The organism is Neisseria sp. (assembly GCF_030527965.1).
Lineage (GTDB): Bacteria > Pseudomonadota > Gammaproteobacteria > Burkholderiales > Neisseriaceae > Neisseria.
Genome location: NZ_JAUMZU010000001.1, coordinates 173,420 through 185,929, shown reverse-complemented (window position 1 = coordinate 185,929; position 12,510 = coordinate 173,420). Strand labels below are relative to the sequence as shown.

Genomic DNA, 12,510 nt, shown 5'->3' with positions numbered 1-12,510 from the left:
TAGAATTACTGAATAACAGAATGAATTCAGTTTAATGTTAATGGAAGAATATAACGATGTGTACCACTTACGCTATCAATGGCAGCCGCTTGTTTGGGCAGAATTATGATTTTTATTTTGGACATGGCTATGTTGTATTAAACCCGAGCGGTATCAACAAATTTACTTTGCTTGATCCGATGCAAAAAACATTACGGTGGACTAGTCGTTATGCCAGCTTGACTTTCAACCAATTCGGCTGTGAATTCCCAATAGGCGGTATGAATGAAAAAGGCTTGGTTGTTGCCATGATGTTTGATGAAGATGGCGATTTTCCACCAAAGCCGTTAAGCAGCGGGCTGAACGAATTACAATGGATTCAATATCAGTTGGATAATTTTGGTAGCATTGAGGAAGTTTATGCCAATGTGGAGAGTACATTGCCATTTGCACAGTTTATGCCGTTGCATTATTCGCTGGCAGACAGCACAGGGCGCTCTTTGGTGATGGAATGTGTTGAAGGGCGGCCAGTTATTCATCAATATCAAACTTATCATGTTTTGACCAACACCAACCACAAGAAGACTATTCAAGCTGCCCAGCTGCCTTTTATTCAGCCGATTGCCAGCGAAAGAGACATATCAGTGGCACGCTATCGGCTGCTTGCGCAGGCGCTATCCAGCATCAATGATAAGGTGACGGTACAACAAGCATTTCATCTGTTGGATAAAGTAGCATTTACCAATCAAAGCGATAATATCGGCTACCAATGGATGACCCAACAAGATACAGAGAATAGCTATACTTATTGGTCAATCGTTTACGATTTAGAACAGTTGACAATTTATTTGAAGACGCGGGATAAACCCGAGCTGAAGGTTTTGTCGCTACAAAGCATTGTTGATCGTTATCGAAATCGACAAATGTTGGACATCAACACTTCTGCGACCGGCGATTTGACCGATAAATTTTCACCGTTTAATTTGGCATGGAATCAAAAAATGGTGGAACAAAGCTATTTATCCGTGGCTTCGGATTTAACCCCGGAAATCATCAATCGGATTAGTCGCTATCCGATGAGCTTTGCAGCCTGATTTATAATTAACGATGCCTGTCTGAATAAATTTCAGACAGGCATCGTTTATATTTTTCTAACGCAACAAGATCTTTAGAGTCACGATCTCACACTCGTTAGCACGTAAAGAAAAGTTGGTAGGCTCCATTAGCCATTCTTCAGGCGTACGGCGTTTAGTCAAAAGAGGCAATAAAGAGAGACGAACCATATTTCTATGGACTTGCTTTGTGCACGAGAATATCTCAAAAGATATTGGGCCAATCAAGCGCAGGCTACTGTCAAAAACTGGCGCAGATGTTTGTTATAGTTATTTACCGTTGATAAATAAATTGATGCCATTCAGATTAATTAAAAATGGCGGCAGCTTTCTTTATCAAACATTTAAAGAAACTTATATTGGAGAAACCATGAACAACACTAAAACCGTTTACAAAGCTTGGACAGATATGTGGAACGGCCAGCTTGAACTTACCGATACTATTTTGGCGCAGAACTTTCAAGCCCATTTAACGGCAGATTCAACGCCTCCGCCTTCTCCGGTTGTTGATCAGTTAACAGCGAAAGACTGGATTGCCACCATTCGAGCAAAATATGAAACGCTGACATATGAAACTCTGCTGGGGCCTTTTCGAGACGGTGATATGATTTCTGCCTATTGGCGTATCAGCACAACAGTGGGTAATAAGGTATTTTTCAAAGTCGGTGCGGATTTTCTCAAAATAAGCGATGAGAAAATTACCGATTGCTGGACGATGAACAATAATGCCTTACCGATATAGAATTCTGCCAGCCATGTCTTTGTATCCACGCGGCATGTTGTGTCGTCGGTAATAAATGGCATTTTTATCCACTCTGGGGAATTTTATGCGCAAGTTTCGTGTCCTTTATAACATAAACACTGAAGCTGATTAATAGGATTAAAAATGACCGATAAAATTTATCTCTATCATCCGCTAAACACTTTAAAGCCTATTGCAGAAAACATTTGGATTGCAGACGGCGAGCTTATCCATATGAGCTTTCCTCTAGGTATTAAAGTGCCATTCAGTACGCGTATGACGGTGGTACGTTTACACGACGGTAATTTGTGGTGTCATTCACCGATTGCGCCGAACGAGAACTTGCTGAAGGAAATCGATAAGTTGGGCGAAGTACGTTATTTGGTTTCACCCAACAAGATTCACTATGCTCACATTCCAGAGTGGAAAAAATTGTATCCGCAAGCAACTGCATGGGCGAGCATGGGCGTGCGGGAGCGGGCGCAATCACAACATATCGCCATCACCTTTGACGCTGATTTGGGCGATGAAGCTCCACCGCAATGGCATCATGACATTGCCCAATTGCCATTTAAAGGCAGCCAAGTTATGCAGGAAACCGTATTTTTTCACTATGGCAGTCGCACATTGATTCTGGCTGACTTAATTGAAAATTTTGAAACCGACAAATTCGGCAGCCACTTTTGGAAGAGCAGTATGAAACTAGCGGGCATCTCCGACCCTGATGGTAAGGCGCCGATTGATTGGCGCACCACTTTTAAAGATAAAGCTGCAGCCCGGGCAAGTTTGGCAAAAATATTGGCTTGGCAGCCGGAAAAAATTATTTTGGCACACGGGCGTTGCTATGAAACCAATGCGATAGAAGAATTGCAACGTTCTTTTCGATGGTTGGATGAGTAACCCAACCAAAAGTATGGGTGTCTTTAAATAATGATTGATCAATAGAGCCCTATATCTATAACCGTTGGTCAAGGCTGTTGTAGCTAAGATTCTTTCTTACTAGGCCAATATTCGTACCTGTAACCATTTTTTAGGTAGCATTGATTCCTCTTTTTTCACACGACCATCAACCTAACAACGAACAATCAGAAACAATCCTGCGCCAATCGGTAAGACGGTGCTTTGAAAACGCTTGTCTTCTTGAACTAAAGCGATAAAGCTACTTACTTGCTCACGATGTGAAATCACATTGTCTACCACCAGCATACTGCCTTTTTCAGCGAGGCATTCCGTTAAATATGCCCAATACGATGCATAAGCAGGGCGTTCCGCATCCAGTAATATCCAATCGTAAGAAGTTTTATTTTCTTGTAGGAATGTCAGGGCGTCGGTGCAGATTGGTGTGACTATGCCGCTTAAGCCGACTTGCGTTAAATGAGCTGTCGCTGTTTGCAAACGTCCAGCTTCTATTTCGATGGTTGTTAAGTGTCCTCCGGTTTGTTCCGCCGCGTCAGCAAGCCATAGGGTGGAATAGCCGCCGGATGTACCGATTTCCAATAAACGCTTCGCTTGCTTGCCAATAATCAACAGAGCCAGCAATTCTGCCGATTCAGGTTCGATGCTGCGCCAGCGGTTTAAGCGGTCAGTTTGTTTGGCGTCATCTGCATGATAGCGTTGGTATAATTGTTCGATATAGCTTTTTCGTTGGGAGTTCATGGCTTTTTCCCGTGAAAAATAAAAAATGTGCTGATTGGTGTCATTTAAGCCAGTTTTTATACTGAATAAAAAAGTTGAAACAACCTAGCCATACGCTAATCTGTTTCAGCATTTTTTTTATTTTAGAGTGCTAGATTCTTTTTAGCGTAACAAATTTTTCAAAGCCAACCGAACGCCTTCGCTCACGTCGGTACCAGCGGGAATCCCTTTTACGGAAGCTTTTGCTTCCCGCTCGTTATAACCTAAAGCCAATAAGGTATTGACGATATCGTCGGTTTCATCTGCCGGAGCAGGGGAGGGCGACCCGGAACTATCGCCCGCAACCAGTTTGCCGCGCAGCTCCAATATCATGCGTTCGGCTGTTTTTTTGCCGATGCCGGGTGCGGAAGAAAGGCGTTTGACATCTTCTTCAGCCACTGCCTGAGCCAGCTCTCCGGCACTCATAGCGCTGAGTATGCCAAGCGCTGTTTTGGCGCCGATACCGCTGACTTTAACCAGCTGGCGGAAGGTAGCGCGTTCTTCGGTAGTAGCAAAGCCGAATAACAGATGGGCATCCTCGCGCACCACCAGTTGCGTATATAGCTGTACGGTTTCATTCAACGCGGGTAGCATATAAAAAGTTTGCATGGATACATCTACTTCGTAGCCCACGCCGTTAACATCAATCACAACCTGCGGCGGCAACTTTTCAATCAGCCTACCAGTAAGTCTGCCTATCATTAATCTTATCCCTTAAACGTATTTCAGACAGGCATTTTGTCAAATGCCTGTCTGAAACATCATATGAAATAAAAACGTTTTAAATCGAGCTTTGCGCTATTGCGGTTTGGCGCGCATTGTCGGCTTGCTCTTGTTTGGCAAACGGCCCCAGTTTGACGATATATTGACCGTCTTTGCGCTCGGTTACAGCACGATGATCGGAAGAGGCTGTTTTCAAACGCTCGTTGGTTCGGCTCATATAATCTTGTGCAGATCGTTCGTCGTTAAACGCGGCCAATCTAACATAAATCTGTTCGGCTTGTTCTGCCATTTGACCGGGAACCACTTGCTCTACACGCACATTAGCGACACCGGAAAAGCCAATTTTCGATGCGGCGCCTTTTGATAAGTCAATCACGCGGTTGCCATGAAACGGGCCGCGGTCGTTAATACGCACAATCACACTTTTGCCATTGGAAAGATTGGTTACTTTGGCGTAGCTGGGAATCGGCAGCGTTTTGTGTGCCGCAGTATAGGCATGCATGTCGAAACGTTCGCCGCTGGCGGTTTTTTTACCGTTGAATCCGGGGCCGTACCATGAGGCTTTGCCTGTTTGACTAAAGGTTTTAACTTGTTTGACTGGGGTGTAACGCATACCGCGCACGGTGTAGCTCATATTGGCCGCCTTAATCAGCGGCTCGGATTTGATTTGATTTTCAGAAACCAAACGGTCGAGAGCGAAAGAAGAAGTGCTCGCCAAGGCGAGGGCGGCGGCTAGTGAGCCGGATAACAAGTAGTGGGTAGCTTTAGTCAAAACAGAATCCTATTCTTGAGTCGATAACGCAAACCGCTTTTGTTATTGTTCTTTTACGGTTATTGAAGTAGGGCAGGCTATTGGCCACCGCTGAAACCATGTTGCCGCCATGCTTCGAAAACCATCACGGCAACGGTATTTGAAAGGTTCATACTTCGGCTTTGCGCTAGCATCGGAAGCCTTAGCTTCTGATTTTCGGGCAAGTCGTTCAGTATTTCGGCCGGCAGGCCTCGTGTTTCCGGACCGAAGAGAAATACATCTCCAGGCAGAAAAGCGGTTTGGTCGTAGCGGCAGGTGCCTTTGGTGGTCAGCGCAAAAATACGCCGACCTTGCAGGGCTTTCAGACAGGCATCGAAATTTTCGTGTACGGTTACCGAGGCGAATTCGTGATAATCCAACCCTGCTCGTTTCATTTTGGCCGAATCAAGCGGAAATCCGAGCGGTTTGACTAAGTGCAACGCGATGCCAGTATTGGCGCATAATCTTATGATATTGCCTGTATTCGGCGGGATTTCAGGTTGGTATAAAACTACGGTAAACATATGGTTCCATCGTCAAGCAGACGAACTATACTGGATAAGTGCTTAGTTCATCAAGAATTTTTCATTTTAGCTCGGGCCAGCGTCCAGCAGAAAATGCGCTTATTCCCCGTCTTTTGTAGCTCTCGGGCGAGTTCGCTTAAGGTAGTACCGCTGGTTACTACGTCGTCGATTAACAGCAAATTACGTTTATTAACATTGTTGGCAACCCGGAATAAACCGCGTACATTTTGGCGTCTTTTTGATAACGGAAGCGTACTCTGCGGCACGGATGCCTGTCTGAAAACCGTTGTGTGCGGTAGTACATCCCATCCAAAACGCCGAGCCAACAGCGCCGTTAATTCGTCGCACTGATTGAATCCGCGAGACAATCGCCGCTCGTGGCTCAGCGGCATGGCCAAGACGCTGTCGATTTTAATTTCTTTCAACCACGGAGGCGGTAAAGCAGCCATTAATTCGGCCAGCGGTTGCACCAGCGAACTATCGCGTTTATGTTTAAACTGATGCAAGATGCCGCTTAGCGGCGGTGCGTATTCTGCGGATGCCCACAAACGTTCAAACGGCGGAGGAGTTTGCTGGCATTGCCCGCATAAGGTTCCGTGGCCGATTCCGCTGCAACGAGGGCAGACTTTTGACGGGTCGGTTGCCAAGACGCGCAAGTCTTTCAGACAGGCATTGCACAGCCCGTTGCGCGCCGCCGAATCGTGGCATAATAAGCAGGCTTCTACCGGCAAAGGCCTGAAAGAAAGAAACCCCATGACATCCCCTGAAAAAAATCTTGTGCTGATTCACGGTTGGGCAGCTAACCGCCATATTTTTGACGATCTCATTCCACGCTTGCCCGATACATGGCGGATTCAGGCGTTTGATTTGCCTGGTCACGGCCAAGCGCCTCTGGAAGGTTATTTTGATGTAGTCTCTGCCGCTGAAACGCTTGCCGAACGGATTACCGAACCTTCTTATTTACTCGGTTGGTCGCTCGGCGGCTTGGTTTCGCTCTACATTGCCAGCCGTTATCCTGAAAAAGTCCGTGCGCTTTGCCTTACCGCCAGTTTTGCGAAATTCCGCGCCGAGCCGGATTATCCAGAAGGGCTGAGCAACCCGGCTTTGGGCAAAATGGTAGCGCTGTTTCAGCAAGATTATCACAAATATATGAAACAGTTTCTACAGTTGCAGTTTATGCATGCGAAAGATCAAACCGGCATTTTGGAAAAAGTGTTGCCAGATATCATCAACCGGGGGGCGCCTGCTGCGTTGCAAAGCGCATTGGATGCTTTGGCTGAAGCCGATGCACGGCCGTTGCTATCCGGTATTGGGCAACCTGTTTGCCTGATTTACGGCTCTAAAGATACCATCTCGCCACCACGCATGGGAGAATATTTAGCACGCAATTTGCCCGATGCGCGGCTAAATCTGATCGAAAAAGCAGCTCATGCGCCTTTTTTGAGCCATGTCGCCGAATTTACCGAATTGCTAACCCATTTTATAGAATCGAATCCAAAGCCTGTCTGAAAACCAGCAGATAAATCAAATCTTGTAAGAAAGCCGAATCATGAATACCGATCGCTGGCTCATACATCGTCATCTCGCTCAACATACCGATGAGCGGTTGCAATTAGTGCGCAAAGCGCCGCAGCATATTCTATTGGCCGGTGCCGATGCCGACATCAGCCGCAGCCTTTTAGCCTCGCGTTATCCCAAAGCCACGTTTAGCGAATACGATTTGCGCGCAACATTCTTAGAGGCCGCTGCAGCCCGCCGCAAAAACGGCCTGTTGGCCAGACTCAGCGGAAAAATCATACCGCAGCACCATCAAAGTATGACCGACCCTTTCCCTGAAGCATGCGCCGATTTCTTATGGGCCAACCTCAGCCTGATAACGGCCCCCGAGCTGCCGCCTGTATTCCGTAACTGGGCGCAGGCCCTCAAACCAGACGGCTTGTTGTTTTTTACCCATTTCGGCATCGACAGCCTGCAAAGCCTTTATGCTTGTCTGAAAACACACGGCATCGAAGTCAGCGCCCCGTCGCTGGTTGATATGCACGATTTGGGCGACATGCTCTTGGAAAACGGCTTTTACGACCCGATTACAGATACCTCCAAGCTCGAATTGAGCTATGCCAGCGCAGCTTCTTTTTGGCAGGATATGGAAATCCTTGGCATCTGGAATGCCCTCTCATTTAGCGACCCTGATGCCGCCCGTCGTCTGATAACTCAAGCCATTGAAGCAGGTAACTTCAGCATCACTTTAGAAACCATATACGGCCATGCCGTGAAAAAGGCCGTATTGCCGGAAGGAGCGAGCCCTGTGCAGTTTTATCCGAAGGTGAAGGGTGAGCAAAAAGCCAAAAGCTCGAAAGAGTAGGGCACAGACAAAAACATGGCTTACACAAGATAACGTCGGTTTTCATTTCAACCATTATAATGCCTGTCTGAAAAACCTTTTCACTCCATCAAACTATTTCAATACAGGATTGACAAACATGTTATTCCGTACCAAACGCATTCTGCTGGCCACGATCATTTTTTCCTTCAGCGGCTGCACGCTTTTTCACTCATCGAATCCGCCTGCACAACCCGCCCCTACGACGGCGGAAAAGCCTAAAGCTATCATCGGTCTTGCGCTTGGCGGCGGCGCATCCAAAGGATTTGCCCATATCGGCGTATTGAAAGTGCTCAGAGCTAACAATATTCCAGTCAACATCATTACAGGAACCAGCGCCGGAGCCATTGTCGGCAGTCTTTACGCTTCCGGCATGTCGCCCGATCGGCTCGAATTGGAAGCCGAAATTCTCAATAAAACCGACTTGGTCGATTTAACCCTTTCTACCAGCGGCTTTATCAAAGGCGAAAAACTGGAACAATTCATTAATCATAAAGTCGGCAACCGTCCCATTCAAAAACTACCCATAAAATTTGCCGCAGTCGCCACCGATTTCAGCTCTGGCAAAGCCATTGCCTTCAATTCAGGCAACACCGGTCAAGCCGTGCGCGCTTCCGCCAGCATTCCCAACGTTTTCCAGCCTACCGTGGTCGGCAGCCATAAATACGTTGACGGCGGCCTTTCAGCTCCGGTGCCCGTTACCGCTGCCCGTACGTTAGGCGCCAATTTCGTCATTGCGGTTGATATTTCGGCTAAACCGGCCAAACTTGAAAGCGGCTCCGGCTTTTTTGCCTATCTCGACCAAAGCCTCAACATCATGAGTGCTCCTGCCTTAGAATACCAGCTGCGCCAAGCCAATGTGATTATCAAACCGCAAGTACAAGAGCTCGGCTCCGTCGGCGGTTTTGATCAAAAAACCAAAGCCATTCAGCTCGGCGAACAAGCCGCCCAAGCCGCATTACCGGAAATTAAGCGCAAATTGGCAGCATATCGATATTAGTTGTTATTTTTACAGATATATTTTCAATACCTATCGAGTATTTCCTTTACTATCTATCGACCAACCGCCCCCTAATGCTTTATATAGCCCGAGCATGGTCTGTGCATGGGCGAGGCGGGATTGGATGAGGTTTTCTTGCGTCTGCTCTGCATTTAGGCGGGCGGTTAGGGTGTTGTCCAAGGTTTTATTGCCGTAACGGAATAGCTTTTCAGCATCTGTTGCTTGCTTTGCGGCTTGTTTGTATGCACTGCTTAGCAATATGCTTTGACGGCCTTGTGCATTTTCGGTTTGGTATGCGGTGTCAACTTCGCTTAGTGCTTTGAGCAGTGTTTGGTCATATTGAAGCAGAGCGGTTTTCAGACGGGCATCGGCAGCGTCGATATTGGCTTTAATGCGGCCGTTGGTAAAAATAGGAACCTGTATGTTTGCCGATAAAAGGCTGCCCCAGCCTTTTAAATCGGACGCGCTATCGATGCTAATCGTACCTTGTCCGAGAAAGTTGATGGAAAAACGAGGTAATAAGTCGGCTTTGGCACTGGCTAACTTGGCCGCATAGGCGTTGACTTGTGCGGCGTTGGCACGGATATCGGGCCGACGTTCAAGCAAGCCTTGCGGTGTTTGACCGCTAGGTGCCGCAGGTTGGTTGGCCAATATGTTGATTTGACTGATGGGCAGGGTAAAGCCTTGTGATGTTTGTCCGGTCAGAACCGCAATATTGCGTACATAAGCTGCATATTCAGCATTAATGGTACTTTGTTTGGCTTGAGCTGATGTGAGCTGAGTGCGGACTTGTTCTATTTCGTAGGCGGTTGTTTGACCTGCTTTGAAACGGCCTTCAACGTAACGGAGCATCCGCTGTAGCGTAATAATGGTGTTTTCCGCGGTTTTCAAACGCATTTGGGCGGCGCGTGCTTTAAAATAATTATCGGCAATTTCTGCAGCTACCAGCATTTGAGCGCCATAAACTTGTTCCTGCGCTCCCATTTGAGCATAGTACGCGGCATCGGCATCGCTTCGCTTTTGACCAAAAATATCCGGTTCCCACGATGCGGTCAAGCCGCCGGTAAGGCTGTTGCCTTTCAAGCTGAAATGGTCGGCTGACAGGGCGGCGGCCTGCGGGTTTTGCCCCAAGGCGGAACGGATTTGCTCATTCAACGGATTATTGATTCGGGAATTCATACGGGATCCTTTGGCGCTTAAGTTTGCACTTGGACCTTTATCGGCTTCGGCCAAACGGGTGTTGGCACGTGCTTCCTGCAGGCGGCTGCGGGCGATGCGGATATCATGGTTTTGCCGCAAACCTTGCTCAATCAGATTGCTAAGCACAGGATCATGCCATTGCTGCCACCAGCTGCCGATTTCCTCGCTGCCTTTTGCTGTTGCAGAGGCTTCGAATGCCTGGGGCAGCTGGATTTCACTGTCAAGCGGTATGCGGGTGTTTTGACAGGCGGCCAACAGCAGAGTCAGTATGCTACCGGTGAAAAGTAAACTTTTTGATGTCATATCAATATCCTTAATCTAAATGTTCTGCGTTTTCAACCTGATTCGGCGTTGGTTGTCAGGCTTTGCGATGCTTCTTAATGTCGAATACATTTCTATGCCATTTTTTCTGGCAAGCCAGCGTTTTTATCGAAACTGAGGTATCATTTTGCATAAAATAAATTCTTTTTATGCAATATGGGATTTCAGGGAACGTTTGCTTAGTTTCATAGTCAGAACATAACCTCAATTAGAGTTACTTTTCAAAACCATAATTTTAAGGAGTTTCCCATGTCTGAAACCGAATACCGCAAATCTTCTTCCAATGCCCAGATCATTATTTGGACTACGCTTGTCGGTGGCTTTTTCAGCTCGTTGGTAAAATGGGGTTCGGAAGTAAATATGCCGCCCCGCATGAAGGGAGAAATTTCTCCTCCGGGTGCCCATATTGATGCTTGGCTCGGGCCTTTGGGTTTTAATTCGCATTCATTGGATTATGTTTACCAGGGCATTACTATTCCGGGGGCGGTTACTTTGTATCACTGGCTGTTCAGTTTTGCCTTCGCTTTTGTATATGTAGTCGGCTCGGTTTATTGGCCGAAAATCCGTTTGTGGTACGGTGCGCTTTACGGTCTTATCATTACCATTGTGATGCACGGTTTTCTGATTCCGTTGCTGGGCTTCCGGAATCCGGCTTATGCAGATGGTGCCACAGGATGGTTGTGGAATCTTAATCAGGCCGAGCTTTGGAGTGAAATCCTCGGTCACATTTATTGGTCGGTTGCTATTGAGGTGTGCATGATTGCCGTACTCGCTTATTTTGCCCGTCCTATCAAAGGCGATTGGGTATCACGCTAATCAAACTTTTCAGACAGGCATTTTGGATGGCATGCGTTTCGTTGTTTAATATGATTGACCGTGTATCCATCAAAAGCCTGTCTGAATATCAAATCGGCTTTTAGCCTTGCTTCTCCAGCATTTTTCTAAACCGGCTTAACGCAAACAGCAGAAATATTCCGCCGGTAACCGCTAAGCCTACCAACTGTGGCCATACCGTTTCTACGCCTGCGCCGCGAAACACCACATTTTGTGCAAACTTGGCAAATAGCGTGGTCGGCCAATATTCGCTGATGGCTTGTGCCGCTTCAGGCATATTGCTGCGCGGCGAAGACGAACCGGAAAACATCAATGCGACGATATAAGTCGGCATCATCAACAAACTGTATTGCGGCATGGTAGGCGCTAATGTGGCCAGCATGACCGCCAGTGAAGAAACAGAAAACATAAACAATATTACACCCAAAACATAAAGAGGAAACGATCCAACGATAGGAACGCCGATGACTTTTCCCGCCATAAAATAAAGTGATAGCGTTGCAGCAGTACAAACAACCAATCCATTGGACAGAATCTTAGACAATACGATTTCTGTAGCAGTCACGGGCATTACCAGTAAGTGCTCAATGGTGCCCTGCTCACGTTCGCGGATAATAGCCGCACCGACCAGCACCAGTGTAATCAAAGCAATCATGTTATCCACTTCCATTACCGAAGATAACCAGCTGCTCTCTCTGTTGGGGTTAAATTGAATGTTAATAACCGGTTTAACGGGCATTAACTTAACGGCTACTCCTTTCAGATGCAGAAATCGGGTGATTTCGTCTTGTAGAATCTGTGCAATATAATTTTGCCCTTGGCCTGACTGAGTCATAGTGGTGGCATCCGTTAGCAATTGAACTTTGGGCGTGCGACCAGCTTCCAGGTCGTGCTGAAAATTGGGCGGAAATTCAAGCACGAATACCAGCTTACTTTTATCCATCAAATCATCTACCTCTTCGCGCTTCACGCTGATGGGTTTTTGGAAATGCGGCGGTAGCATCGCATCGCTGATGCGTCGGGTAAGCTGGCTTTGATCTAGATCGATAATACCGATGCCGGCATGATTCACATCGGTGGTGGCACCGGTGGCGGTGGAATAAATCAGGGCGGTAAATACCCAAATAATCAGAATTACCAGCGTTGTATCTCCCAACAGGCTACGCAACTCTTTATAACAAAGGGAGGCTGTGTTTTTTAAAGTTTGCATGGTCGACTTTCATCGGTTGGT

14 protein-coding genes are annotated in these 12,510 nt (G+C 47.0%); 7 read left to right on the top strand and 7 right to left on the bottom strand.

Annotated elements, in window-relative coordinates; translation table 11 throughout:
- Positions 1 to 56: 56 nt before the first annotated feature.
- The 3 genes from Q4A84_RS00910 to Q4A84_RS00900 all read left to right on the top strand — a co-directional run bounded on the left by Q4A84_RS00910 (position 57) and on the right by Q4A84_RS00900 (position 2,733).
- Complete coding sequence (locus Q4A84_RS00910; protein ID WP_303087046.1) at positions 57 to 1,073, top strand: linear amide C-N hydrolase; 1,017 nt, start codon at positions 57 to 59, stop codon at positions 1,071 to 1,073.
- Positions 1,074 to 1,281: 208 nt separating this feature from the next.
- On the top strand, positions 1,282 to 1,833 hold the full coding sequence (locus Q4A84_RS00905) for a hypothetical protein (protein ID WP_303087045.1): 552 nt from the start codon (positions 1,282 to 1,284) through the stop codon (positions 1,831 to 1,833).
- Between the two features lie 144 nt (positions 1,834 to 1,977).
- On the top strand, positions 1,978 to 2,733 hold the full coding sequence (locus Q4A84_RS00900; protein WP_303087044.1) for a DUF4336 domain-containing protein: 756 nt from the start codon (positions 1,978 to 1,980) through the stop codon (positions 2,731 to 2,733).
- A 171-nt stretch (positions 2,734 to 2,904) separates the two neighbouring features.
- Here the strand turns inward: Q4A84_RS00900 and Q4A84_RS00895 are convergent, their stop codons facing one another.
- The 5 genes from Q4A84_RS00895 to Q4A84_RS00875 all read right to left on the bottom strand — a co-directional run bounded on the left by Q4A84_RS00895 (position 2,905) and on the right by Q4A84_RS00875 (position 6,299).
- Positions 2,905 to 3,489: an O-methyltransferase gene (locus tag Q4A84_RS00895; RefSeq protein ID WP_303087043.1), complete on the bottom strand. Its 585-nt coding sequence runs from the start codon at positions 3,487 to 3,489 to the stop codon at positions 2,905 to 2,907.
- Positions 3,490 to 3,630: 141 nt separating this feature from the next.
- Complete coding sequence (gene ruvA, locus Q4A84_RS00890; protein ID WP_303087042.1) at positions 3,631 to 4,209, bottom strand: Holliday junction branch migration protein RuvA; 579 nt, start codon at positions 4,207 to 4,209, stop codon at positions 3,631 to 3,633.
- 79 nt (positions 4,210 to 4,288) lie between these two features.
- Entirely contained in the window at positions 4,289 to 5,002 is a 714-nt protein-coding gene (locus tag Q4A84_RS00885; protein WP_303087041.1) for a septal ring lytic transglycosylase RlpA family protein, read from the bottom strand.
- 77 nt (positions 5,003 to 5,079) lie between these two features.
- A complete protein-coding gene (gene trmL, locus Q4A84_RS00880) occupies positions 5,080 to 5,544 on the bottom strand; it encodes a tRNA (uridine(34)/cytosine(34)/5-carboxymethylaminomethyluridine(34)-2'-O)-methyltransferase TrmL (RefSeq protein WP_303087040.1) in 465 nt (154 codons plus the stop codon).
- Positions 5,545 to 5,594: 50 nt separating this feature from the next.
- Complete coding sequence (locus tag Q4A84_RS00875) at positions 5,595 to 6,299, bottom strand: ComF family protein (protein WP_303087039.1); 705 nt, start codon at positions 6,297 to 6,299, stop codon at positions 5,595 to 5,597.
- Here Q4A84_RS00875 and bioH point away from each other — a divergent pair.
- From bioH to Q4A84_RS00860, 3 genes are all read left to right on the top strand, one after another.
- Positions 6,298 to 7,053 carry a pimeloyl-ACP methyl ester esterase BioH gene (gene bioH, locus Q4A84_RS00870; protein ID WP_303087038.1) on the top strand — a complete coding sequence of 252 codons (756 nt, stop codon included), beginning with the start codon at positions 6,298 to 6,300 and terminating at the stop codon, positions 7,051 to 7,053. The two genes, Q4A84_RS00875 and bioH, sit on opposite strands and share 2 nt — an antisense overlap.
- 40 nt (positions 7,054 to 7,093) lie before the next feature.
- Positions 7,094 to 7,906: a trans-aconitate 2-methyltransferase gene (locus Q4A84_RS00865; protein WP_303087037.1), complete on the top strand. Its 813-nt coding sequence runs from the start codon at positions 7,094 to 7,096 to the stop codon at positions 7,904 to 7,906.
- Positions 7,907 to 8,024: 118 nt separating this feature from the next.
- On the top strand, positions 8,025 to 8,924 hold the full coding sequence (locus Q4A84_RS00860) for a patatin-like phospholipase family protein (protein ID WP_303087036.1): 900 nt from the start codon (positions 8,025 to 8,027) through the stop codon (positions 8,922 to 8,924).
- Between the two features lie 30 nt (positions 8,925 to 8,954).
- On the opposite strand, the gene Q4A84_RS00855 is transcribed toward Q4A84_RS00860, so the two are convergent.
- On the bottom strand, positions 8,955 to 10,427 hold the full coding sequence (locus Q4A84_RS00855; RefSeq protein ID WP_303087035.1) for an efflux transporter outer membrane subunit: 1,473 nt from the start codon (positions 10,425 to 10,427) through the stop codon (positions 8,955 to 8,957).
- 267 nt (positions 10,428 to 10,694) lie between these two features.
- On the opposite strand from Q4A84_RS00855, the gene Q4A84_RS00850 reads away from it, so the two are divergent.
- On the top strand, positions 10,695 to 11,261 hold the full coding sequence (locus Q4A84_RS00850; RefSeq protein ID WP_303087034.1) for a DUF1440 domain-containing protein: 567 nt from the start codon (positions 10,695 to 10,697) through the stop codon (positions 11,259 to 11,261).
- 100 nt (positions 11,262 to 11,361) lie between these two features.
- On the opposite strand, the gene Q4A84_RS00845 is transcribed toward Q4A84_RS00850, so the two are convergent.
- The gene (locus Q4A84_RS00845; protein WP_303087033.1) at positions 11,362 to 12,489 is read right to left on the bottom strand and encodes an ABC transporter permease; all 1,128 of its coding nucleotides are present in this window, start codon (positions 12,487 to 12,489) and stop codon (positions 11,362 to 11,364) included.
- Positions 12,490 to 12,510: the final 21 nt, after the last annotated feature.